The sequence below is a fragment of the Spirochaetota bacterium genome (assembly GCA_017999915.1).
Lineage (GTDB): Bacteria > Spirochaetota > UBA4802 > UBA4802 > UBA5550 > RBG-16-49-21.
The window spans coordinates 357,164-382,583 of record JAGNKX010000001.1; the positions used below are offsets into that span (position 1 = coordinate 357,164).

The following is a 25,420-nucleotide window of genomic DNA, read 5'->3' on the forward strand; positions in this document are numbered from 1 at the left end:
AGGTCACCATGTCCATCATAACCATAAGCGGTCTGACAAAAGTATACGACGGCAACACCATAGAGGTCAAGGCGCTCTGCGGCATCGATCTCGCCATCGGCCGTGGCGAGTTTACCGCCATAGCCGGCCCCTCGGGATCGGGAAAGACGACCCTCCTGAACCTCATCGGCGGCCTCGACCATCCGACCGGCGGTGTCCTCACCGTGGCGGGGAGCGACCTGAACCGGATGACTCCCAGGGAGCTTTCGGACATCCGCCTGAACAAGATAGGATTCATATTCCAGGCCTATAACCTTATCCCGGTCCTCTCCGCGGTGGAGAACGTGGAATACATACTTCTTCTCCAGGGCGTTTCCAGGGAGGAGCGCCGGGACCGGTCGCGGCGCATACTGGAAGAGGTGGGCCTCGGCAAGGAGATCAACCGTCTTCCCAAGGAGATGTCCGGGGGCCAGCAGCAGCGCGTGGCCGTGGCCCGCGCCATCGTGTCGGAGCCGGAGCTGGTGCTTGCCGACGAGCCCACGGCCAACCTTGACCAGAAGACCGGCTCAAGCCTCCTTGACCTGATGCACGACCTGAATCATCAGAAAAACATCACCTTCCTCTTTTCGACCCACGACCAGATGGTCATGGACTACGCGGAGCGCCTCATCAGGCTCTCCGACGGCATGATAATCTCCGATGAGAAAAAAAAGAGCGCCCGGGAAAGCTCGGTGAAAAAAGCAAAAGCAAAAAAGAAAAAATGAAGGTGCTTCGCCATGGCCGTTCATATTCCTATCCGCCTAATTATGCCATTGCTCCTGCTGATGCTCGCAGGAACGATTTCGGCAACACAGGGCCAGAAAAAAAACGCGCCCCCGAAGCCGGACGATCCGGCACGCGTTGAGCAGAAGAATGACAACGCCGAAGAAGCCGGCGCGGGGGAAAGGGGCAAAAAAAACGCCGGAAAGGACAAGGCCCTTATAAACGAGCCGCCATCAGCGGATGATAGTGATGAATCACTGGACGAACAAAAAGATGCCCGGTTCAAATTCAAGGGGCAGGTGAAAAATCTCTTCACCTTCCATGAGACCGACAACTTTATCGAGGACAATCCCCTGTCAACGGTCCACAAGGACCTGATTGCCGATCTCACCCGGATCAGGCTCTCGCCGGAATTCCTGTACAAGGATATTTTAAGCATCAGGGTAGATTACGATAACGAGCTGATTGCGAGCAATTACGGCAACAGCCTCTATTTCAAGAGCTACTGGCGGACGTCGCAGTACAACGATTTCCTGCACCTGTCCTGGGAGCCGTACCGGGGCGATGAGGTCTACTACCGCACCAAGATACACCGGGCCTACATCAAGGTGAATGTCGATCATTTCACCGCCACCGTGGGGAGGCAGCAGATACGGTTCGGCAGTGGCAAGCTCTGGAATCCCCTGGATATTCTGAATCCCATATCGCCCACCTTTGTGGAAGGTGGCGACGACCAGAAGGGAACCGATGCCGTGAAGCTCGATTTCTTCCCGGACGACAAAACGGAGATATCTTTTGTCTATGACCTGAAGAAAAGCGACAACAAGATAGATAAATTCAACATGGGGGATTGCAACTATATTATAAGGGCGAAAACCTCCATCAAGGACACGGACCTCGCCCTGCTGGGGGGCTATGTAACCCGCCGCTGGACCGGGGGTTTCGACTTCGCAGCCATTCTCTTTGACGGAATGCTCCGAGGGAGCATGATCGTCACACAGGCGCCGTCACCCTATTTCAAGCCTGAGGATAGCCGATACTACTGGAAATATCTCCTCACCACGAAGAACGAGTGCTTCCCGGTCTATTTCCAGGCCAACGTCGGGTACGAGTACACCTTCAAGGCGGGAGTGTATTTCCTGGCGGAATATTTCTACAACCAGCGGGCCCTGAACTACAACAAGGACCTGAAACTGGCCGGCCTATCCTCCCAGCTGAACGCCATGGACCAGGGGACCTACCTCCAGATCGCCAACCAGTTCCTCACGACGAACCAGCACTACGTGGCCGTGGCCCTGGGCTACGACTTCCACCCCCTGGTGCGCGGAGAGCTCTTCGCCATCGGCGATATCCAGGGACAGGGAATCTTCTGGTCCCCGGCCCTGAAGATCAACGCCTATGAGAACCTGGATTTCACCGTCGGGGCCATGGGCGCCTTTGTCATCGGCAACAAGGCATCCGATTTTTCAGAATTCAGGAAGAACTATCTCTTCTACGCGTCGGGGAGCTACGTGTTTTAAATAAGCAGACTTGTAGCGTATCCCGTTGTCATCAAACCTCCACCACATGGGAAAAAGGTCCGTGTATTACCAGGGAGAATGTGACACAACAGGCCTTATTTGAAATGATCATGGCGCTACTGAGGCCCCGTGACAATCAAAAAGTTCTGTACTGGGGCCTTGCAAATTTGATCTAGGGCACGCCATGCCCCGACATGCATGACGCCCCCTCCCTTTATTTTGCCAGCGGCGGATCGGTTTTTACGAACCACGGCAGGGCGCCGATGGCGATAGCATTCTCCGGCATGGCCGGATCGTACACAATCCCGACCTCGTCCCCCTTTTTCAGCAGGCCCTCGGGCATGCCTACCTTGACGTTACAATTCTTCCCGGAAGCGTCCGTAAAGCTGCAGGTGGCGGTCCAACTGATGGTGGTGCGCCACACCCCAACACGCCCCGTCATATGCGTTTCAGTTTTGCGGGTGATGGTGCCGACCGTGGCCGTTGCGGCTGTCCCGTGTTCGATGACCCATATGGCGCGCATGATCCTTGGTGCGCCGCTCACGATAAGCAGGATGGCAAGAATGACGAGGGGGACGCCGAACAGGACCGTAAACATCGCGTTGTCCGCGGCGCACTTGATGTCACGTATGCAGGAGCAGGACGGGTCCTTCACCGAATAGTCGACGGTGACCGGGCTCTTTTCCATGACTATGTACCCCGTCTGGTACCCGACGCCGGCATAGGTCTTTCCGTTCACCGTGTATGAGTATTCCACCCGGTATTCGTTGTTGCGGGCCTTCGTGCTGTAGGAGATGCATTCGGTCTTCGTCACCACGCCACGGATCTCCGCCTGCTCGCCGGCTGAGCAGAACCAGCACTTCGGCTCCACGTTGCGGGCTGCGAGGTGGTTGTTCGCGAACCAGGCAACAACGCAGAGGAGGATGACGCCGAAGACGAGCCTCCGCGACCTGTACGCGAGGGCGACCTTCTGGTGCATCCCCAGGCTCCTGGCTTTTTTCGCGGCCCCGCCGGATACCTTCTTCATCCGGTCCAGCCTCATGTAAACGTGCCCTTTTCCGCTTTTTTTCATATTCATTCACTCCCCTGATATTTTCCGGCTCGTATTAAATACCGCGCAGTCCCGATGTATCGGGACTGATTATTTTCTCGCATAACGAAAAAAAATAGCGGCCGGAGTGTAACGATGACCCGACCGATGAATAGTAAACCAATGGTCAGAAATAATAGCAAGAAAAAACTGGATTTTTTAAAAAAATGACAGTCGCAGCTTTTACCGGTTTAAAAACCTCCCTGGATTTATTTCGGATATTTTCTTCCGCTCCTCATCGGTCAACTCGACAAAGATGGTGTTGATGGATGAATAGAAGTGACCCTCCATTTCCACCATGTAGTAATCCGACCCGAAGAGCATTTTGTCGCCCACGGGACCGGCTATCATTTTTTTCATTGTTGGATAAAAATCCCGGTAGCTGAACGTATAGGAAATATCGGTATACACATTCTCATACCGCATGGTCAGGTTGATGATCTTGTCGACCCAGGTGCCTTTTCTGCCGGACAGGTACAAACGCCATTCATCCTCGCCGCCGAAGTGGGCCAGGTTCAGGCGCAGTTTCTTATACTTTTCCAGGACAGGTACCCAGTTGCGCGGATCGTTGAAATAGCGTTTCCATTTCGACCGGACAAGGAACCGCTCGTTCCTATCGATATATTCATACTCGTCCCCGTTGAACATGGTACCCTTTACCCGAATGGAATGGAAATCGGTATTGATCCCTCCTCTGGAGCAATGGGTCGTGACAGGGATGCCCTTCTCCTCGCAATGGCCGAATATCTCCATGAGGACCGGATCGCTGGGGAGATATCCGAGGGCGGGATAGATCTTGACGCCGTAAAAATCCTTTTGGTCGCCCACCGACTGTTTCACCAGGTCGAAGATCCCTTTCCTTCTCGGATCCACTGCCAGGAATGGAAAAAGAATGTCCCTGTTATCTTTTTTAAGCTCGATCATCTCCCTCATCTGGGAAAGGAACGTATCATCCTGGTCGCTGTTGCCTTTAAATCCGAACTGGAAATCCATCATGAGGGGAGTGAAGATTGTTCCCGGTGGGTAGTAGCGGACCATGGTATCGAAGATGACCTTCATGGAGCGCCTGTTTCCCGTTTTAAGGAAATAGGCGTAACTGCTCAGCCTGTCCCGGTCGGTCCAGGGCAATAGATTATGAAGAAATATGGCCACCTGGCCCACGTCGTTGCGCCTGACCCAGAACTTCTGGAAATAGGCGTCCGGCACATACTTGAAATTAAAGATATGGCCATGCACATCTATCATGGCGATGCTCCCTCCGGTAGCCCCAGATTTCAGTATGGTCAACATACTTATGGGTATGCCCCTGCCAGGGGGGCTGTTCTTTTATATCTTATTACGGATGATTGGCTGAACTACTGCATCTGGTTCTTGAAATCGTCGAGATTCACGCCCTCCAGGTGCTGCTGTATCAGCTGCTCCAGGTCATCGGCCGTGGCAAGCATCTCCTCCACCGTGGGATGGTGATCGAAAATGAACACGATATAGGAAAGGAAGCTCTTGGTGATCTTGATGCCGAATTCAGCAAAATAGACATCGACGCCGTCCTGGAGGCATTTTCCCACGGCGATGGAATCCTCCGCTTCATTGAAGTAATCGGCACGCTCTTTGAAGAGTCGCGGCACTGCTTCATCGTCAAAAATCAGGTGGGTGACCCCGGCCTCTTCCAGGAGCTTTTTAAAGGGTTTCACCCCGATGAATTTATACAGTGTATAGGGTTTCTCAGATGCCATACATGAATGTCCTCACCTGTTCTTGGTGGCCTCCCATGGCTTTCGTTCCCTGTTGACGAGATAAAACCCGCGGATGAGGTTCCCGCTGCGGAGATACTCGCCGCTGTACTGCTGGGTGAAATAGGCGTTCGCTCCCAGCCTCCGGAGCTCCTGCTGCGTCGTTACGGAGCGCGTGAAGTATAGCCTGCCGTTGGCAATACCCACGTTTTTCAGATATTCCGTGGCGCCCCGTCCCCAGTTGGGAAAACGGATCGTGCCGTAGATATACCCTCCGCTGGCGCGGAGCGACAGGTACCCATGGTTGCCGGCAGCGTTGACCGTGTAGTCGCCTACGTAATCCTTCTGGGCAGGCTGCCACGCCCCCAGGTCCTCTCCCGGCTCCTCCTTCGTGCCGAAGAATTCGATATACTCGATCCCCTTCATCGAGCGCAGAGAAAGGCTCCTGCCCGTCTCCTTTGCCTGAAGGGCTTCCCGCTTTGTGGGATATGCCGATGTATCGCGGGAGCTTATGAACACGTTTCCCGCGATGAAAAGCGCCCGGGCCCGGTAAAAGCTTCCGGAGGTTTCCTTCACAAGGGCATCGTAGCGCGCAAACACCGCCAAGAGGAAGACCAGTGTTACGGAAATTAATATTCCCGCGGCCGGGGGGACCGCGATGGCAATAATCCTTTTTTTATCTGGCATGGTGCCACCATCCCTTTTTTTCTCATGATAGGCAGTTTTATATGCATAAATACCGACGAATGTGATATCTCATTTTTTCGATGTGATATACGAGATAGTGCATGGATTTGCTCTTAAACAAGCAAAACATGGATGTTTTGCGTAAAGCGAGGATGGTCCAGGATGGACCTTCCGCTGCAAAACAACCGACTATCAATAGCTGACAAATGAAACGAGTAAAAAATGAGATGTCACACTCGCTACTATCATTCAATAGTTAAATGTTTGCCTATTGCACCACAATATTGACGAGCTTCCCCGGAACCACGATGACCTTTTTCACGGTCTTTCCGGCGATGAAATCCTTTATCTTCTCGTGCTCCCGGGCCATCTTCTCCATTTCCTCTTTGGTGATGGCGGCGCTGACCTGCTCCTTGCCGCGGATTTTGCCGTTCACCTGGAAGACGATCTCGACCTCGTCGCGCCTGGCCAGGGACTCGCTGTAATCCGGCCAGGGCACCTCGTGAAGATGGGTTTTGTTCCCCAGCATCTCCCACAGCTCCGCGGCCACGTGGGGAATGAAGGGCGAGAGCATGGCCAGGAGCTTGCCGAAGACCTCGGAGATAAAGAGCTTCCCTTCGGGCGTGGCGAGCTCCTTCTCGTCTACGAGGTAGAGGGCGTTAACCAGCTCCATCATCCGGGCGATGGCGGTGTTGTACTGCATCCGCTCGCGGAGGTCGTAGGTGACTGACTTCACGGTGAGGTGCAGCTCCCGCCGGGCCTTTTCCAGCCCCTCGCTCAGTGCGGCGCCTTCAAGTTTTGCCCCGGCCTGGTAGAGATCGCTGAAGCGGTTCACGAAGCGCCAGATGCGACCGATGAAGCGGAAGCACCCCTCGACGCCCTTGTCGGACCACTCCAGCTGCTTGTGGGGCGGGGCGGTGAAGAGCATGAAGAGGCGCACCGTGTCTGCCCCGTACTTCTCGATGATGGCGTCCGGGTCGACGACGTTGCCCTTGGACTTGCTCATCTTTGCGCCGTCCTTTATCACCATCCCCTGGGTGAGGAGATGGGTGAAGGGCTCCCGCGACTTGAGGAGTCCCATGTCGTTCATTACCATGGAGAAAAACCGCGCGTACAGGAGATGAAGCACCGCGTGCTCGATCCCGCCTATGTACTGGTCCACCGGCATCCAGTACTCCACCTCGCCGCGGTCGAAGATCTCCTTCGAGTCGGGCGACGTGAACTTGGCGTAATACCAGGAGGAGTCCACGAAGGTATCCATGGTGTCGGTCTCGCGCCGGGCTTTACCCCCGCACTTCGGGCAGGGGACATTCTTGAATTCGTCCATGTGGATGAGGGGGGACTGGGAATCCCCCTTGAAATCGACTTCGGTCGGGAGCGCCACGGGGAGGTCCTTTTCCGGGACCGGGACCATGCCGCATTTTTCGCAGTAGATCATGGGGATCGGGCACCCCCAATAGCGCTGGCGGGACACCAGCCAGTCGCGGATGCGGAAGTTCACCTCCCGCCTGGCGAAGCCCTTGGATTCGGCGTAGTCCGATATCTTCTCGATCGCGTCCATGTTGGGGACGCCGTTGAACTGGCCTGAATTGACGCAGACCCCCTCGTCCACGTAGGCGTCGGTCATGGCATTGACATCGATGGGCGCCTTCGGATTGTCGATGACGAGCTTCACCGGGATGCCGTACTTCTTGGCAAAGGCGAAGTCGCGGGTGTCATGGGCCGGGACCGCCATGATGGCCCCCGTTCCGTATTCCATGAGGACGAAGTTCCCCACGAAGAGGGGAACAATATCGCCGGTGAAGGGATTCACGATCTTAAGGCCCGTGTCGATGCCCTCCTTCTCCTTGTCGTCGGAAATGCGGTCGAACATCGACTGGTTCCTGATCCGGGCGATGAACTCCCGTATTTTTTTATCCTGGACCCGGTCGAGGAGCGGGTGCTCCGGGGCGATGACCATGAAGGTGACGCCGTACACCGTATCGGGCCTGGTGGTGTAAATGGGAAAATCCTCGCCGCTGTCCAGCTTGAAGTTGATGCGGAGGCCCGTGGAGCGGCCGATCCAGTTCCGCTGCATCGTGAGGACCTGCTCCGGCCAGGCGCCGTCCGGGGCGAGTTCCTCGTGCCCCTTCAGGAGATCATCGGCGTAATCGGTTATCTTGAAGAACCACTGCTCGAGCTCCTTCTGGGTTACCTCGCTCTCGCAGCGCCAGCAGATGCCCCCCTCGGCCTGCTCGTTGGCCAGCACGGTGCCGCACTTCTCGCACCAGTTGACCGCGGCCTTCTTCTTGTATGCCAGGCCCTTCTCGTACATCTTCAGGAACATCCACTGGTTCCACCTGTAATATTCGGGCTTGTAGGTCGCCACTTCCCTGGTCCAGTCGTAGGAGAAGCCCATGCGCTTGAGCTGGCTCTTCATGTAGCTTATGTTTTCCGACGTCCACTTGAAGGGCGGGATGTTGTTCTTGATGGCGGCGTTCTCCGCCGGGAGCCCGAAGGAGTCCCAGCCCATGGGATGGAACACGTTGTATCCGCTCATTTTCTGGAAGCGCGACACCAGGTCGCCGATGGTGTAGTTCCGGACATGGCCCATGTGGAGCCTCCCCGACGGGTAGGGGAACATCTCCAGCACGTAATATTTTTTCTTCGCAGGGTCCTTCCTGGAAATGAACGCCTTTGATTCCTCCCAGCGCTTCTGCCATTTCAGCTCGATCTCGGTAAAGTTGTAATCCCTTTCTTTATCTGCCATCACAAACCTCGGTGCGGAATAATTCGGTAGTCCAAGCACATACGGGTGAACCGCGTCATCCATATCAGGGGACATGAAACAACCTATTTACAATTGACGGGCATATCTTTTGTCAAGAGTATTTTAAGGGCTTAACACAGCACCCGCGCTTTGTTTCCTGTCTATGCCCTCACCCCCCGTCCCCCTCTCCCATGGAAAAATTGGAAAAAGGAGAGGGGGTTGTCTATAGAATTACTTATTACGGAAACCCTCTCCTTTTTGCCATTCTTAATGGGAGAGGGTGCCCCGGAGGGGCGGGTGAGGGGTCGCAATTTGGGAAATGTTACTCCATGTGCATACACTTTCAGACGGTGCGCCGTGCCGGTCGAAGCGGGAACAGTAGAGTCTAGTTGTACGACCTCAGTATGTTCAGCACCTCTTCGCTGGAGGAGGAATTGATGATGCTGTCCTTCACGGTATCCTTCTTGATGATGGACATGATGTTCGAAAGGAGGCGCAGGTATTCCTTGTGCTGCTTTTCCCCCGCCGCGACCAGGATGACCAGGTGGACCGGCTCCCCGTCCATGGAATCGAAATCGATGCCTTCTTTCGAGATCCCTATGGCAAAGGCCATTTCCTGTATGGTCCCGATCTTGGCATGGGGGATGGCGATGCCGAAGCCGATGCCGGTGCTCATGATCTCCTCGCGCTCTTTCAGCGCCTTGATGAGGGTATCGATGTCCCCGCACACGTCGCAGCCCTTGAACACAAGGGCCAGCTCCTCGATGGCCTTGAACTTGTTGGTCGACTGGAGGACCTTGATGTAATTGCTCTTCGTGTATTCGGTTACTGACGCCATGAATGCACCTCGCCTGGTAGATGGCAACATCATAGCTACCCAGCGCCGGCATCTGTCAATGATTAATTCCGGTTGTCCGACACGGCGGGGAATCGTCCGGTCTGTCAGTTCACCCCGGCCGCCACGCTTCCTTCGACGAAACCGAGAAGCTCCCGCTCCTCCTTCGTGGAGTACTTATCAAGGTCAAATCCGAGACCCAGGGGGTAGGGATGGGCCCGGGTGACATCGCCGAACCGCTCCTGCACCGAACCGTAGGTGTTGTTCCGGAATTCCCCGGGTATGGCGTAGCCGCTCCGGATGAGCCCCATCTCCCGCGCCGCGTGGAGGAGCTCGTCCTGGAAGGTGGAATCGGCCAGCTCAATCATCGCCTGGGCCCGCTCCTCGATGGAGGCGAACCGGAGCTGCCGCCATCCGTACTCGGTAACCACGCAGTCCATCTTGTTGCGGGTGACTCCCACGACGTTCCGCAGCACCGGCACGATGTTGCTCGCCATCGCCTCCACCGCGTCGTTTCTATAAGAGCTCCGCAGGCAGAGGATCGATTTCCCCCCCTCGCTCTTCATGCCCGACTCCTGGAACTCGAACTGGCCCCCCATGCCGGTATACTGCACGAAGCGGTCGCCGAGGAAAAAGCCCTCGGACGAGGCCTGGCTGAAAAGGTCCATCTGGAGGGTACTGTTGATGCCGTGAAATTTCGGGAGCTTGACGATGAAATCCTTGTTATTGGTCTCGTGCACCTCGGTCATCCAGACATCGGGATTGTCGTCTATAAACCGGTACAGGTCCTCCCCCCCGACCACGAAGGCGCCGGTAAGCAGGACCCCCCTCCGGTCCCGGCGGGTGAGAACACCGTTCCGGATCAGGTGAAGGAAGGCCGGGGATAGGAGCTCCGAATAGCCGTTGATGTCCCTCCGTCCCTTCTTCACCAGCCAGTAGGCTATGGAATCGGCCATCTGCCCGATCCCTATCTGGAGGGTCGCGCCGTCGGGGACCAGCTCAGAGACATAGCTCCCTATGGCGTGCTCCAGCACGGTCAGCGCCTGGTGGGGCATGATGAACAGGGGCTCATTCTGCTTCACCACGAAATCGATGCAGTCATCGGGGATGTCGGCGTTGCCGTGGCAGTAAGGCATGTTGTCATTTTCCAGGAGCATGACCGCGCCGTTGTTCTTTTTCACGTCGCGGATGGCCTGCAGCATGAGATCCACATTGGTGCCGCAGTTGTACCTGCCATGCTTCCGGGAGGCCTTCATCACCACCATGTTCAGCCCCCGCGACCGCGCCGCTTCGCTGGTGTCCCTGAAATTGACCGCCAGGTAGTCTGACTGTATGCCGGGAATCTTCCTTCCCAGGCCGGGTGAATAGTAGTAGCTGTGATAGGTCAGGTAGCGCGGCGGCTCTTCGCCTCTCGCGGCTGCGGCCGCGCAATCGTCAAAATATTGGAATGGCGTATAATCTTTGAAAATCCGTTCGTACACGGAGGCGAGGACCTCGGCCCTGGGGCTGCCGGAGGGACGGGGCTTTTCCAGGGTCAGTGCGGCGGTCACGGAGAAATCGATCTCGCCTTTTTTGGCGTATTCGCCCAGGGCGTTCAGGAAGGCGTTGCCGGAACCGATCCCGATGGGGGTCATGGCAAAGATCCTTCTGCCGAGCTTTCTGATGGCGAGGGCGGCCGCTTCATTTGCGTTTGCGCACAGTATCATCTCAATCCTCCTGAGAGAGATACGGACGCCCCAATCCATTACAATCTAACGCATTTTTTGAGTCAAGTCAAAGATTTGGACGATGATCCAGATTTTTTTACTTATTATATCTCACTGCCGCATAGATTATGGCAGCGGGCCAAAAAAAGAGGAGAAGCAGGATGAATACCGGGAGGGAAAACGTTTTTCTGGCAGGAGCGGAAACCGCCTGCATCGGCGCGATGTTCCCAGTCTGGTTGGACGGTGCATCCTGTTTTCGAATATCCTCAAGGGCCCTGTTCCGCATGTCGTTCCACCGATCAATTCCCACCGGCGTCCCGCAATAGGGACAGAGGGGGAGGGCGGCCTGCGACGCGGGAAAGCTTTGTGATATGGCGCTCCCGCAGCTGTCGCAGCGGTCCACCAGTACCATGGTGCGATGAAGGCGGCCGTCAATGATCTTTTCCGGTTCTCCTTCGAGGATGTAATAGCCGAGGCCCCGCCGATTGATGAGCAGAAGAGCCTGTTCGACGGCGCGGCGGCTGATTCCGGAGCTCTTCATCAGATCGGCCACCGGCGCTTCAGGTGTTATTTTCATCTTATGCATGATCGCGGACGCGACCTGTTCCTTTCTGCGGAAACTGTAGCCTATTAGAAGAAATACCATTGCCGGAAGAAAGAGCATCAACGCCGCCGTGTAGAGCTTTTCGGACTGGTCGGGAGAAGCCCCCTTTACCATATTGGATACCGCTGTCCCGCCGGTAAGGATAAAAAGCGCCAGAAAGACGTAACCCGCCTTTATGAGAATATCATCGATGCCGTATATATTGTATCTATCTTCATTCATTGCCGGCACTAGAGGATCACGTCCAGGCCTCTTTCTTTCAGATACTCCTTGACCTGCCTGATGCTGAAAGTGCGGAAATGAAATACAGAAGCAGCCAGAAGTACCTGCGCGCCGCCCTTGACCACACCGTCGTAGAAATGCTCCAGGGTGCCGGCCCCGCCCGAGGCAATGACCGGCACGGACACCGCGTCAGCGACCGCCCTGGTGAATTCCAGGTCGTATCCCGCCAGGGTGCCGTCGCCGTCCATGCTTGTGGGGAGCACGCAGTCGACGCCGGCTTCGTCGCAGGCGCCGGCCCACTGGATGGCGTCTTTCCCGACCGGCGTGGTCCCCCCGGAGACGACGAGCTCAAAACCTGACGGCATCGACTTGTTTCTCCGCGCGTCGATGGCTATCACGATCCTGCCGGGGCCGAACTCCTTCACCGCCCGTTTCATCAGGTCGGGATTTTTCACCGCGGCGCTGTTCATGGACACCTTGGTGGCCCCGGCCTCGAGGACCAGTTCTATATCCTCAAGGCTATTAATGCCGCCGCCCATGGTAAGGGGGATGGTAATGGCCGATGAAACCTGCTTGACCCACTCGAGCCTGGTTTTCCTGTTCTCCAGGGTCGCGGCGATATCGAGCATGGCCAGCTCATCCGCCCCTTCGGACTGATAAAAGCCGGCGTTCTGGACCGGGTCGCCGGCGTCGCGCAGATTTACGAAATTGATTCCCTTGACCACCCGTCCTTCCTTCATGTCAAGGCACGGCATTATTTTTATCTTCCCCATGTTTTTCCCTCTCTGGTTCATTACATGACAAGACTCAATCCTAAACCACCATTGCCGAAAGTCAAGAGAAGAATCCGTTCCCGGCGGGGCATGATGTCCTTTTTTTAAATCTTGACAGAAAATTAATTCTCCCGGGATATACACCGGGTATTACCTGATACATTCTGTTAAAGAAGAAGGACAGGGACCCAGCCCGATCATCAGGGGCTGTTAATTTATTACATTCACCATCACAAGGAGTATCCCATGGATCTGCATAAAATCATATATCTTCTGTGGCCCATCAAGGGACAGGGCAAGGCCAAGACCCGCGAAATCCTGCTGCGCGAGATGGCGAGCCGCCTCATCGGCTCCGGGGCGGAGCGCCTCACCATGGACATAGCCGACCCTGACGCGGAGATGCGCTCCCCCGCGCCTAAGCTCTACAGCGGAGAGCCGATTTGTGCCCTGGTCAACGTCTGGGTCGAGGATATGGGCAAACGAAAAAACATCGAGGACACGCTCCGCTATGCCGGTTTCAGGTTAGCCGGATACCTGGTGGAGGAGTCGATTTACACCGATTACGGCGGGAACCGCCATTCAAAGCCCCGGGACTGGGATGACGGCAAGCGCTCCCCGGGCATAACCATGGTCACCCTCATGGAGCGGCCCAGGCGCCTCTCCCGCGAGGAATGGATCAAGCGGTGGCACGGCACCATGTCGCCGGTCTCCGAAGAGATACAGCCGCGCACCCGCTACGTCCGCAACGTGGTGATCGAGGCCATAACGCCCGACGCCCTTCCCTTCGAGGGGATCGTCGAGGAGGCGTGGCCCTCGAAAAAGCACGTTTCCAGCCCCTTTCTTTTCTACGGCGCGGCCAATATCCTGCAGCTCGCGAAAAACATGGTCACGATCCTGAAGGCGGTCAAATCCTTCCTGGACCTCCGCCACATTCGCACCACCGTCATGAGCGAGTACCTTATTAAAACGAAGTAGCCGGTTTATCCCCATGGATATACCGGCCAGTGCGGCATATCCATGGGATCCTTGCCCTGATAATTAATATTTGACATTCTCGAGATTTACCGCTACAAGAGACATGCCGTCACAATCATCATTGTAGTCCGGATTACAACGCAGGGAGGCCTCTATGGGTCACGTACGATATGTTCCGCTTGTCTTGTCATTTTTCATGGCCGGCCTCATGGCATGCTCATCGACAACGCCAAAAGCTGTGACCAAATCCGCCACCCTTATCGGAAAATGGGAGGGTGTGGATCGGACCGGGAAGCCCGGGGCATTCCACTTCTTTGAGGACGGCTCCATCATCCTCGTCATCGACGGCAAAAGCCTGGGCGGCGCCGATTCAAACAGCATGGGCCGGATGAAGTTTACCGTTGACTACACCAGGGACCCCATTGAGCTCGACATTATCGGCATCGATCCTACCGGGATAGAGCGGGGCAAAATTCTTATGATAGTGAAATTCATTTCAAAAGATAAAATCAAGATCAGGTCATATTTTAATGACGAGCGGCCCCAGGGCTTCGGCGAGGAAACCATCGACGACACCATCATCCTGGACCGGAAGATTGAATGAAGGCGATCAGCTGAAAAGCCGGTCGATGATCCACCGGGAAAATTTCGTTGTGCTGGCCTTCATCATCAATGTGAAAGCCGGGCTGTCAATCAGGGCCTTGAACAGCGATGCCCTCCTGAGGCGGAAATTAAAGGCCCTTCTGCACATCTTTTCATACTGCGCCAGCGACCTCTCGTCAGGCATGCCTGCTCCCCGTTCATAGGCCCGCAGGACCGCGTCCGCGGCGAGGACGCCGCTTTCCATGGCATAGGATATTCCCTCGGCAGTGGCGGGGTTGCAGAGTCTTCCCGCCTCGCCGGCGTAGAGCATTCCCCTGGCGTATACGGCCTTCACCGATCCCGAGGTATTAATGACAAAGGACCGGCTCTTGCCCATCTGCGACGCCCCGGAGAGCCTCTTTGCGTAATGCTTTTCCAGGAATTCCTCAAAGACATCGGCCACGTTCCTTCCCCTGAGCCGTTCCTGTCGGAGGCACACGCCGATGTTCACGATGCCGTCCCCCTCGGGGAAGACCCACCCGTAATGGGGGAGCAGGTCGCCGTCAAAGACCATCTCCATGGTGCCTTCTTCCATATCGAAATCCTTCCACCATCCGATCCGGGAATAGACGGGATAAAGGGGCCTGGTATCGGCGAAATATTTTTCCCTGAATTCCCTGTTGCGTCCCCCGTTGGCCAGTATCGTCACCTCCGCTTCGATGACACGGTCGCCGTCCCGGGCGCCGACGATCCTGCCATGGCCGTCGAGAAGGAGGTCCCGGAGAGTAAACCCGGGAACGAACCTGGCCCCGTGGGTCCTGGCCCTGTCGAGCAGGGCAGCGTCGAATATTCTCCTGTTGATGGTCATGGCCTTCAGATTGGTGGACATGATGATGTCCTGGCCCCCAGGCCCCACGAACCGCACCCGTTTCATGGCCGCGCTGGGACTGAGGCCGGTGAGAATATGATCCAGATTCATCTTTTTTAGGAAGCGGTGCGATGACGGCGATATGCCCCCGGCGCAGGGCTTCCCGCGGGGGAAGTCGGAACGGTCGACGAGGATAAAATCGAGGAAGCCTGAACTGGCCAGGCGGTATGCCGCCATGGTCCCCGCCGGACCGGCCCCGATGATCAACACCTTTGTCTTCATACCCCTGTTCCACCCACAGCTGATTTTTTTATAGAAAGAAATAATGTAGCATTGTTTCATTGCCATTTTATGTCAAGAATTAGTAAGACTACAGGTTATTATATTGGATAGCAGCATATTTTTAGGGGGCATGGAGCCATCCCGGCGAGAAGGCGACATGGATGTCGCCGATTCCGCCGAGTCAACATGGACGTTATACGAGGCGGACGAGCGGGATGGCCCATACCCCCCAATTTACGACTGCTGTCATTATATGGTGTACTGGGATACGTTTTCGCTAACAGGGGACAGTAATCAGCCAACATTAAAAAATCATTGACGTAATTCATTGTCTCACCCTAGCATAGGTACATCAATCAGCACGACACTCAGGGGTGAGCTATGAAGGTTATCCATGTAATAAAAAGGATCGAAGAAATCGACAACGATGTGAGGGAGCTTAAAAAACTCGAGAAATCGGTGAAACGGAACAAGTCCTTCACCACTCCCATCTTCATGTCCATAGAGAAGCAGATCAACATCCTGCTGGGCGAACGGATCAAAATGCTGGACCTGAAGATCGAGAACCCTCCTGAATCGATGCGGAAAGAGATCGAGGGCGACGAGACAATAGAGAAGCCGGCGCCCCTGGCCAAGGCCACGCCGGAGCCGGAAAAAAAGAAAAAAGAGCCGAAGCCGAAAAAAGTTGAGCCCATCGAAACCATTGACGATGATGACGACATCCCGATGCTGACCCAGGACCAGATCGACGCGAAGATCAGCACCCTGGAGTCCGACAAGGACAAACCGAAGGCCTCCTCAAAAAAGGAAGCGGAGCGAAAGGTCGTCGACGACAGCAGCGTTAAAATTCTGGATATCGCCCTCGAAAAGGGGACTCTCGGAAGCGATCTTGACGATAAAAAGGAAAAGGAAAAAAAGGTGAAATTCTTCCGCGACAATTTCCCGGTGGAATAGCCTACTTCACCGCCTTACCGATCATCAATTCAATCTTATATTTTTCCATTAAATACGGCGTCGAGCCGAGGGACAGTTCTTTTTCCTGCATATCCGCGAACACCATGTCGTGCACCGCGGCGATGCAGGAAGGGTGCGTCCTCATGATCCGCTCCACCAGGCCGGGGAGCTGGTTCAGCGGGACCAGGGCCTCGCTTGCCTCTCCCTGGGCCGCTACGGCATAGCGGGCTTCGCCGGAGCCGCTCCTGGCCACCCGCACCGCCAGGGGCTTCCGTGTCTTGAACTTGACCAGGAAGAGCTCCTGGATCCAGCGGTTCTTGTTTTCAAAGGTGAGCTTGCCGGAACGGTCTATGGCGATCTGGTGGAGCTGTATTCCCTGGTTGACCAGGGGAAGGCCCTCGTGGCCGCTGATCCTGCCCAGGATATTCTGGCAGAAATCGTAGAGATAGATGATCATTTCATCCCTGGTCCGCTTGGGCCTGATGAAGGTGAAGAGATTGTCCCGCTCGTTTATGACATAGATAAGGACGTGCTCGCCGGATTCCTCGTACAGGACGGTAATGGAATTCTTCTTCCTCATGTTGTACATGGCGTCCAGGATCATCAGGCGGGGGTCGGCCGTATGGAATCCATACGCCACATTCTGCCGCGGGTTCAGGGAAAGACGCATCAGGGCCTTCACGATGTCGCCGTCGGAGCTGATGGTCACGGTATCCACGTCACGCGTGGCCGTGACGTACATGCCGCCGAGGCGCGCGCAAAACCGGTAGGCGATCCGCCTGTCCTTACCGGAGATGAATTCGAAGGCTTCCTTGAATATCAGCCCGATATCCTTGTACGGCTTCTTGAAGGGCTCCGGTGAAACGATGACACAGTAATCGTCGAATTTCTGCCGCGATTGGATCCCCTCCTTCAATACAGTACCGAGGATGGAAACCAGGTCATCGGCCCTGGCGTATTCGTCGATATACGATTCTCCCCAGCTGGTCTGGTAGATATGGTGAATGGTCGTGACGGTTTCCGCGTTCTCCATCCCGAAATTGAGGATGATCATGTTGGCCATTTTAAAGGGCGGCTTCATGTAATGCTCGTTCTTCAGCCTGGACAGGGTCCCGGAAAAGAGCGTGGAGATGCCGGTCAGGAGGTCCAGCACGGCATTCTGGTTCATACGCTTGTTGCCGGCCTGCATTTTCAGCCTGCTGAACGTGGGATCGTATATCTGGTTGATGGCGGCCCACGCAATGAGCCGCACCAGGCTCTTTTCGCTCCGCAGCACCGCCGTTGCCGTCGTGTCGTCGCCGGCCTTGCTTTTTTTGATCAGGCTCCATCCTCCGCCCTCGTCGCCCCCTCCCGGCGACGGCTCCACGTTGAGCACCGATTCATAGGGCGTGTCCTTGAAGGTGATGTAATTGTCTATCTTGTTGCTCTCCTGGGCGAAATGGGATTTGATCTTCCCGCTCAGGAGCTTGAAATCGGAGGACGATATCTTGTCCTCGAGCTTCATCGCCGGGATCTGGAGGGCTATTTTCTGGTAGCTCAGGAGCATGAATTTCTTCACCAGGTTCCAGAAGACCATGGTCTGATTGTAGTCCCAGTTCTCGAAATTGTCCAGGAGCTGGATATCCTTCGCGGTCCAATTCCACTCCTTGACATACTTGAACATGACCAGGACCTTGTAGGGCAGATTCTGCCGGTCCTTCACGCCGATATAGCGCGACAGCTGCGGGTTGATTTTAAGGTAGAGGTTCTGTCTTAGGATCTTCAGGAGCGCAGGCTCGTCCATGGACGAATCGTAATAGTCATAGACCTCCTCGAACATCATGATGTACGAATCGATCACCTTGTTGTCCAGGTTCCCGCGGAGGATGTTCGACTTGATCTTCTGGCAAAGGAGGGGCGTATAATCGGACGCGAAGAGGTACTTTTCGAGAAGTCCCAGCTTGATGATGGACTTGAAGGGATTGCCCAGCGATTTTATGATCAAAAAGAGGGCCGGGCCGATAAAATCCTGTTTCGATATTTCATACAAATTCCCCAGGTCGACATACTGCTTTTCCCGTACTTCCGGGGAAACCATGGCATAGAGACTCTCGTATTCACTGTCCCTGACCAGCCGGGGAAGGACCCACCAGAAGGGCGTCTTGCCGGCTATGATGATGGAGCTCCGGAAGAATTCGTCTTTCAGGACCGTGCCGATGATCGAGCCGAAGGCCTCTTCCTCGCTCTCGGCGAAAATATTGTTCTTTATGTCCGTGATATCATTAATGAAAATATGGACCTCGATATCGGCCTCTTCCATGGCCCAGTTCTGGACCGCCTCCACTTTTTTCGCAAAGGCCTCGAACCGTTCCGGCGGCAGGGACTGCCGGTCAACGCAGACCCAGTAATCATAATCCGAGTTCCTGGTATAGGCTATGGTCCCCACGCTTCCCATCACGGCCATCATCTGTATGAAGGGGCTTTTTTTCCTGATCTCGAATTCCTTCGCATAAAACCGGGCCTGTATGAATTTAAGCGCCTCCTCATCGGGCTCGAAACCCACGATGCCGCAGGGAGGATCGCCTTCCATATACCCCGGAAGCCGTTTATAATTGGCGCTGAGGAGGAGCGGTATGGCATTGACGACTTTCCGGATGGCAGGGTTGGGGATGAGCTGCTGAAAACGCTTATACTTGACATCATTGAATTGCAGGAACAATTCGCGGTTTTTTTGTAGATCATCCAGTATTGACATCGTATCCGATTACAACCGTCCCTTTTTTGAATTGTATTCTTCCAACTTGAAATCCGTTTGCTTTCACGACACAGTATCCAATACATACTGTATCATCCACCAGAAAACACATTTTTACTCATATTTCAAATATTAAAAAACCCCGGTTACAGAAAAAATAGCAACTTTAAAAATTGACAAATATCGCTGTTTTCATTAGAGTTAATCAGGAGACATCCCGCTCCGGTGGCAGGCAAAATACGACAGAAATTGCCGCTGACCCTTGTTATCGCGCGGAGTGTCCAGGCGATTATCATATCTCAACAGCAGAGGCATCATGGATTTTGACGACATAATACTGGACAAAAACGATATTTCAATAGATTCGGAGCTTCTTGAGAGCGACCTGGTTTCCATCGACCAGGTCCTGCCATCTAAGCTCTATATCATCCCGATACGGTACCGGCCGATATTCCCGGGCATCATCACGCCCCTCATCATCTCGTACGGCCGCTTCACTGAGGTGATCGACAAGGTCATCCATGACACCAGGACCATCGGGCTGGTGCTGATCAAGGACGACAACAAGGACGAAATAGCGGCCGGCGACCTCTACAGCTTCGGCACCGCGGCAAAGATTTTAAAGCGCATCAACCTGCCCGACGGGGGCCTGAACGTGCTCATCAACAGCATGAAGCGCTTCCGCGTGAGGCGGATCATATCGGACGATCCCTACATCCTCGCCGAGGTCGATTACATCGAGGATATCGCGCCGGATAAAAAAAGCATCGAGTTCAAGGCCATTACCCGCGAGGTCCTGAGCAAGCTGAAGATACTTTCGGACAATAACCCCCTCTTTACCGAGGAGATGAAGCTCACCATGCTGAACGTGGACGAGCCGGGCAAGATAGCCGATTTCGTCACCTCCATCCTGAACATAGAAAAATCCGAATACCAGGACATCCTGGAAACGCTGAGCGTCAAGAAGAGGCTGCAGAAGGTCCTGGTGCTCCTGCACAAGGAGATCGAGGTGCTCTCCGTGCAGAGGCGTATCCAGGGAAGCATCAACGAGAAGATCGACAAGCAGCAGCGGGACTTCTTCCTCAGGGAGCAGCTGAAGGCCATCAAGAACGAGCTGGGCATAGAGGACGACGAGCGCTCACGCGAAACCAAAGAGCTCCGAAAAAAACTGGAAGAGCTCCACCTCGAAGGCGAAATAAAGGAAAAAATGGAGGAAGAAATCTCCAAGCTCACCCTGATGGACAGCGCCTCCTCGGAATACATAGTGACCCGCAACTACGTGGATATCGCCCTGTCCCTCCCCTGGAACAGCAAGACCGTGGATTCCATAAATCTGAAAAATGCTGAAAAGATACTCAACCGCGACCATTACGGCCTTGAGGACGTAAAGAAGAGGATCATCGAGTTCCTGGCCGTCAAAAAGCTGAAGCCCGACGGCAAGGGCTCCATCATCTGCCTGGTGGGCCCTCCGGGGGTTGGCAAGACATCCCTGGGCAAATCAATCGCACGGGCCCTCAACAGGAAGTTCTTCCGCATCTCCCTGGGGGGCATGCGCGACGAGGCCGAGATCAAGGGCCACCGCCGCACCTACGTGGGGGCGATGCCGGGCAAGATCATCCAGGGCCTGAAAATATGCAAGGTCCGCAATCCCGTATTCATGCTGGACGAGATCGACAAGCTGGGCCAGAGCTTCCAGGGGGATCCCGCGTCGGCGCTCCTGGAAGTGCTGGACCCCGAGCAGAATGTCGAGTTCCGCGACTATTACGTGGACGCCCCCTTTAACCTGTCCGATGTCCTGTTCATCACCACCGCCAATACCATCGACACGATCCCGCAGGTCCTGGCGGACCGGATGGAAATCATACGCCTGTCGGGCTATATCGCCAACGAAAAATACGAGATCGCCCGGCGATACCTCCTCCCCAAGCAGATGGAGCAGCACGGCCTGAAACAGAACAGCATCAGGATCGACAAGAAAGGATTCATGCACATCATCAACAACTATGCCCGGGAGGCCGGCGTCAGGAACCTGGAGCGCCAGATAGAAAGGATCTGCCGCAAGACGGCCACCTCCGTGGCGAACGGCAAAAAGCTTCAGCCCAAAGTCCTCAGCCTGAAGACCCTGCGGGAATACCTCGGCGCGGAGCTTTTTGCAGACGAATCCCTCATCAAGATCACCCGGGCAGGCCTGGCCGTCGGCCTGGCCTGGACCCCCTACGGGGGAGCCACACTGGTGGTCGAATCGATCGGCATAACAAACAAGAAAGGGGGCGGCCTGAAGATCACAGGGCAGCTGGGGGATGTCATGAGCGAATCGGCCAACATCGCCTATACCTACGTCCAGCACCTTCTGAAAGACCGCGACGAGGCTGCCAAGGTCTTCACCAACAACATCATCCATATCCATGTGCCGGCCGGGGCCACTCCCAAGGACGGTCCCTCCGCAGGCATAACCATGGCGACGTCGCTCTATTCCATGGCCACGGACAAGAAAATCAAACCGGGCCTGGCCATGACCGGCGAGCTTACTCTCACGGGAAGGGTCTTCCCGGTGGGGGGCATCAAGGAAAAAATCATAGCGGCGAAAAAGGCCCATCTCAAGGAAATCATTCTGCCGAGGGAAAACAGCAAGGACCTTGACGACATTCCCCCGTACATCAAGAAGGGCCTCAACTTTCACCTTGTAGAACAGGTCGAGGAAGTCATTACTATCGCGTTCACACAGAAGGGGAAAAAAAGAAAGACCCCGATAAAAAAATAATATGGAGAAACGTGATGCCGGTAACCAATTTAATGAAGGACATCGTAATAAGCACCCTTGACGAAGTGCTCAAGAAAGAAGCCAGGGATGTCTCCAGGGACAGCAAGGACGATATCATCGCCTATGTTCTGAACCGCGTGCCCCCTAAATACGTTACCAGCCAGCGCGGATTCCTGTATGGCGTACTGGACACGCGGTACCAGGTGCAGAATCGCGTCGACGTCCTCTTTCTCATCTATGAGGCCATTTACAGGATACTGGACAGGAGAGACCATGCCGGCACGGCTAAGGGGGTGACCGTTCCCGAAACGGCGGTCTATCTTCCCCATATCGTCGGGCAGGTCCTGGAGGAATCGACCCTTACGGTCATCCCCGATGTGGAAGTCACCCTGCTGTACGGCGCCGCCGCGGCCGCCATGGTTGACGCGGATTGGGAAAATCCGTACCGGACCACCCAGGCCACCAAGGGCCATTTCCATTTCTGGCCGAAATATTCAGAGGGCGCGATGAAGTCGACCTCATCCATACCGTTCAAGCTGACCTTCAGGCATCCCCATTGCGCCGACCAGGCCCTTGACCTCACCCTCAATGTGAACAGTAAAAACGATTTCGGCATATCGCACTTCATCCCGACGGTTCTCATGAAGGCTAAAAACCAGGGAAAAGATTTCCCCTGGTCGCAATAGGCCCATTTTTATCGGAGGATCCCATGGAACTCACCGAGGCCATACAGCACAGGAGATCGGTACGGAAGTTCACCGATTATTACGTCACCGACGGCGAGATACGCGATATGATCGACGCGGCCCATTACGCCCCTTCCTGGGCCAACACGCAGGTCTGGGAATTCATCGTCGTTCGCGAGCGCGAGCTCATCAAGGAGGTTACCGAAACCTACTCCTCGACCAACCCGGCCCGCCCCTGTTCCTTCGAAGCATCGGCCCTCATCGTGGTATGCGCCAGGACGAAAATATCCGGGTGCAAGGAGGGAAAGGAGCGAACGAAATTCCATGAATGGTTCATGTTCGATCTGGGCATGGCGGTCCAGACCCTCTGCCTGAAGGCCCACGAGATCGGCCTGGGAACCGTTGTGGTAGGCTCCATGGACCATGACGCCTGCGCCAGGGCGCTCAAGGTCCCGGAAGGCTGCGAGGTGGTCGTTGTCATTCCCGTGGGCAGGCCGGCCGCTCCCCCGGGCAAAGGCCCCACTCGCAAGGAACTGAAAAGCTTCGTGTACCTGGACGCTTTCGGCGAGCAATACGGAAAAATCTATTAAGGAAATTATCCATGGCTGAATCAATACCGGAACGAAAAAAAATCCCGGAGGGGCACAAGTGGGACCTCGCACCCCTGTATGGGTCGGACCAGGCCTGGGAATCGCATTACGCAGAGATAGAGAAAGAGCTGCCCCGCTATGAATCCTTCCGGGGATGCCTTGCCGAATCGGCAGCCCTTCTAAAAGAGGCCGTCGAGTTCGACCTCGTTGTGTCCAGGAACCTGGAGAAGCTTTTTACCTTTGCCCACCTGCGCAGCGACGAGGACAAATCAAACCAGCACTACCTGGGGTTTCACCAGCGCGCCATGAACCTCTACACCAGGGCATCGGAGCTCTCCAGCTTCATGACGCCGGAGATACAGGCGATTCCGGACGATATCATCGCCGGCTTCATCAAGGAACCGGCCCTGGAGCAGTACCGCTTCTTCTTCGATAAGATCCTCCGGTACAAGCCCCACACCCTCTCGATTGAAATCGAGGAGATCATCGCCATGTCCGGAGACATGAGCCACGCCGCCTCCGAAATATTCAGCCAGCTCGATAACGCGGACCTTTCCTTCGGAATGATTTCCGATGAGACCGGGAAAGAAGTGGAGCTATCCCACGGCAACTTCAGCTCCTTTCTCCAGAACCGGGACCGGGAAACGCGGAAGCGGGCCTTCTTCCAGTATTACAAGGCCTACGATGCTCACAAGAACAGTATTGCCGCGGCCCTTCATTATTCCACTAAAAGGGACCGTTTCTATTCCAGGGTCCGCAATTTCGAAAACTGCCGCCGGTCGGCGCTCTTTTCGGACAACGTGCTGGACGAGGTTTACGACAACCTGATAGGCGCGGTGCGGGACAATCTCGCGCCCCTCTTCCGCTACCTAGATTTCCGCAAGAAAATGCTCGGCCTCGGGGAGCTCCATTTTTACGACACCTACGTGCCCCTCGTGAAGGACACGGAGTTCTCAATGCCCTATGAGGAGGCGGTGGAGACCTGCGTGAAGGCCCTCTCGCCGCTGGGAGAGGAATACACCGGCACCATGGGCAGGGGTCTCCTGGGGGGATGGGTCGACCGTTACGAGAACCGGGGCAAGCGGAGCGGCGCTTATTCGTCCGGATGCTACGATTCGCCGCCTTACATTCTGATGAACTACCGGGACGACAACATCAACAGCCTCTACACCCTGATCCATGAAGCGGGCCACTCCATGCACTCCTGGTTTTCCAACCGACACCAGCCCTACATGTATCATGACTATACCATCTTCGTGGCTGAGGTGGCGTCCACCTTTAACGAGGCGCTCCTGAGCGCCCATCTTCTGTCGAAATACGCCAACGACAGCTCCATGAAGGCGTACATACTCAACCGCGAGATCGACAACTTCCGGGCGACCCTGTTCCGCCAGTGCATGTTCGCGGAATTCGAAAAGCTCACGCACCGTGCCGTTGAGGAAAACAGGCCCCTGACCCTGGACGTGATGCGCGCCATATACGGGGACCTGCTGAAGGTTTATTTCGGGGAGTGCCTTGTCATCGACGAAGAGCTCACCCTGGAGTGCCTCCGCATACCCCATTTCTACTCGGCGTTCTACGTGTATAAATATGCCACCGGCATTTCGGCCGCCATAGCCCTGTCGCGGAAAGTCATTGCCGAAGGCGCGCCTGCCAGCGACGCATATCTCGGATTCCTTACCCTCGGCGGGAGCGCCTACCCCCTTGACGAGCTTCGGGCTGCCGGCATCGACATGTCCCGGCCCGAGCCGGTTAAGGAAGCCATAGCCTATTTCAGCGGCATAGTGGACCAGTTCATCGGCCTCTATGATAACCAATAACGATCCGACCGGGACCCGCCATTAATCCGGAAAGGATCTTCCTTATTTTTGTCTCGGGAGAAAATATCTATTTGACAGACGTTATTTGTTATGCCAAGCTTCAGGAAGGATATGCAAGGAGGATAGCTGAATGAGCGACAATCTGTACACCCTTAATTATCTTCAGGACGAAAAGATACTCCATCTTCAATTCTCCATCGCTACTATCGACAAGGACACGGCCAATGCCATATACGATAGCTACACGAAGGAGCCGAATCTGCCCGATTTTACAGATTTCATCCTGGATGCTTCATCTGTAACCGATATTAGCGACCCGGCCATCGGCATTCTCATGAAATCCATGGTCATAATGAAGAAGGCCAAAGGGTACCTGGTTATCGTCATGACCGAGGAGTTTTTGCAGAAGATCATGATTGCACACCCGGAAATGTTCAACGTCATGGCGGTGTTTCATACCCTTGATGAAGCCAGGGCCTATATCAAGAAATCAAAAAAATAGTCCGCCCTT

At 55.1% G+C, this 25,420-nt stretch carries 21 protein-coding genes; 10 read left to right on the forward strand and 11 right to left on the reverse strand.

Going from position 1 to position 25,420, the window contains the following annotated elements; genetic code table 11:
- Window positions 1–8 precede the first annotated feature (8 nt).
- Window positions 9–743 (forward strand): ABC transporter ATP-binding protein, encoded by a 735-nt coding sequence (locus KA369_01470; GenBank protein MBP7734618.1) that lies wholly within the window; start codon window positions 9–11, stop codon window positions 741–743.
- A gap of 12 nt (window positions 744–755) precedes the next feature.
- On the forward strand, window positions 756–2,261 hold the full coding sequence (locus tag KA369_01475) for a hypothetical protein (protein MBP7734619.1): 1,506 nt from the start codon (window positions 756–758) through the stop codon (window positions 2,259–2,261).
- Window positions 2,262–2,475: 214 nt separating this feature from the next.
- Here KA369_01475 and KA369_01480 read toward each other — a convergent pair whose 3' ends face one another.
- The 9 genes from KA369_01480 to hisF form a co-directional block, all read right to left on the reverse strand.
- Window positions 2,476–3,333, reverse strand: coding sequence for a hypothetical protein (locus KA369_01480; protein MBP7734620.1), 858 nt, complete (start codon window positions 3,331–3,333; stop codon window positions 2,476–2,478).
- A gap of 201 nt (window positions 3,334–3,534) precedes the next feature.
- Complete coding sequence (locus tag KA369_01485) at window positions 3,535–4,596, reverse strand: amidohydrolase family protein (protein ID MBP7734621.1); 1,062 nt, start codon at window positions 4,594–4,596, stop codon at window positions 3,535–3,537.
- A 110-nt stretch (window positions 4,597–4,706) separates the two neighbouring features.
- The gene (locus KA369_01490) at window positions 4,707–5,084 is read right to left on the reverse strand and encodes a hypothetical protein (GenBank protein ID MBP7734622.1); all 378 of its coding nucleotides are present in this window, start codon (window positions 5,082–5,084) and stop codon (window positions 4,707–4,709) included.
- A 12-nt stretch (window positions 5,085–5,096) separates the two neighbouring features.
- On the reverse strand, window positions 5,097–5,768 hold the full coding sequence (locus KA369_01495) for a hypothetical protein (GenBank protein ID MBP7734623.1): 672 nt from the start codon (window positions 5,766–5,768) through the stop codon (window positions 5,097–5,099).
- Window positions 5,769–6,036: 268 nt separating this feature from the next.
- Complete coding sequence (locus tag KA369_01500; protein MBP7734624.1) at window positions 6,037–8,517, reverse strand: leucine--tRNA ligase; 2,481 nt, start codon at window positions 8,515–8,517, stop codon at window positions 6,037–6,039.
- A 385-nt stretch (window positions 8,518–8,902) separates the two neighbouring features.
- Window positions 8,903–9,355 (reverse strand): PTS sugar transporter subunit IIA, encoded by a 453-nt coding sequence (locus KA369_01505; protein MBP7734625.1) that lies wholly within the window; start codon window positions 9,353–9,355, stop codon window positions 8,903–8,905.
- A gap of 104 nt (window positions 9,356–9,459) precedes the next feature.
- A complete protein-coding gene (locus KA369_01510; protein MBP7734626.1) occupies window positions 9,460–11,058 on the reverse strand; it encodes a hypothetical protein in 1,599 nt (532 codons plus the stop codon).
- A 97-nt stretch (window positions 11,059–11,155) separates the two neighbouring features.
- The gene (locus KA369_01515; protein ID MBP7734627.1) at window positions 11,156–11,884 is read right to left on the reverse strand and encodes a hypothetical protein; all 729 of its coding nucleotides are present in this window, start codon (window positions 11,882–11,884) and stop codon (window positions 11,156–11,158) included.
- Window positions 11,885–11,892: 8 nt separating this feature from the next.
- Window positions 11,893–12,657 (reverse strand): imidazole glycerol phosphate synthase subunit HisF, encoded by a 765-nt coding sequence (gene hisF, locus KA369_01520; protein MBP7734628.1) that lies wholly within the window; start codon window positions 12,655–12,657, stop codon window positions 11,893–11,895.
- 246 nt (window positions 12,658–12,903) lie between these two features.
- Between hisF and KA369_01525 the strand changes: the two genes are divergently transcribed.
- Entirely contained in the window at window positions 12,904–13,632 is a 729-nt protein-coding gene (locus KA369_01525) for a hypothetical protein (GenBank protein MBP7734629.1), read from the forward strand.
- A 154-nt stretch (window positions 13,633–13,786) separates the two neighbouring features.
- Window positions 13,787–14,236 carry a hypothetical protein gene (locus KA369_01530; protein ID MBP7734630.1) on the forward strand — a complete coding sequence of 150 codons (450 nt, stop codon included), beginning with the start codon at window positions 13,787–13,789 and terminating at the stop codon, window positions 14,234–14,236.
- 6 nt (window positions 14,237–14,242) lie between these two features.
- Here the strand turns inward: KA369_01530 and KA369_01535 are convergent, their stop codons facing one another.
- On the reverse strand, window positions 14,243–15,364 hold the full coding sequence (locus tag KA369_01535) for an NAD(P)/FAD-dependent oxidoreductase (protein MBP7734631.1): 1,122 nt from the start codon (window positions 15,362–15,364) through the stop codon (window positions 14,243–14,245).
- Window positions 15,365–15,745: 381 nt separating this feature from the next.
- Between KA369_01535 and KA369_01540 the strand changes: the two genes are divergently transcribed.
- A complete protein-coding gene (locus KA369_01540) occupies window positions 15,746–16,318 on the forward strand; it encodes a hypothetical protein (GenBank protein ID MBP7734632.1) in 573 nt (190 codons plus the stop codon).
- 1 nt (window position 16,319) lies between these two features.
- Here KA369_01540 and KA369_01545 read toward each other — a convergent pair whose 3' ends face one another.
- Window positions 16,320–19,052: a class I adenylate cyclase gene (locus KA369_01545; GenBank protein ID MBP7734633.1), complete on the reverse strand. Its 2,733-nt coding sequence runs from the start codon at window positions 19,050–19,052 to the stop codon at window positions 16,320–16,322.
- Between the two features lie 316 nt (window positions 19,053–19,368).
- Here KA369_01545 and lon point away from each other — a divergent pair, with 316 nt between their 5' ends.
- The 5 genes from lon to KA369_01570 all read left to right on the forward strand — a co-directional run bounded on the left by lon (window position 19,369) and on the right by KA369_01570 (window position 25,411).
- A complete protein-coding gene (gene lon / locus KA369_01550; protein MBP7734634.1) occupies window positions 19,369–21,813 on the forward strand; it encodes an endopeptidase La in 2,445 nt (814 codons plus the stop codon).
- A 14-nt stretch (window positions 21,814–21,827) separates the two neighbouring features.
- Window positions 21,828–22,499: a late competence development ComFB family protein gene (locus tag KA369_01555; protein MBP7734635.1), complete on the forward strand. Its 672-nt coding sequence runs from the start codon at window positions 21,828–21,830 to the stop codon at window positions 22,497–22,499.
- A 23-nt stretch (window positions 22,500–22,522) separates the two neighbouring features.
- Complete coding sequence (locus tag KA369_01560; protein MBP7734636.1) at window positions 22,523–23,089, forward strand: nitroreductase family protein; 567 nt, start codon at window positions 22,523–22,525, stop codon at window positions 23,087–23,089.
- Window positions 23,090–23,100: 11 nt separating this feature from the next.
- Window positions 23,101–24,909 (forward strand): oligoendopeptidase F, encoded by a 1,809-nt coding sequence (gene pepF, locus KA369_01565; GenBank protein ID MBP7734637.1) that lies wholly within the window; start codon window positions 23,101–23,103, stop codon window positions 24,907–24,909.
- A 130-nt stretch (window positions 24,910–25,039) separates the two neighbouring features.
- The gene (locus KA369_01570) at window positions 25,040–25,411 is read left to right on the forward strand and encodes a hypothetical protein (GenBank protein MBP7734638.1); all 372 of its coding nucleotides are present in this window, start codon (window positions 25,040–25,042) and stop codon (window positions 25,409–25,411) included.
- Window positions 25,412–25,420: the final 9 nt, after the last annotated feature.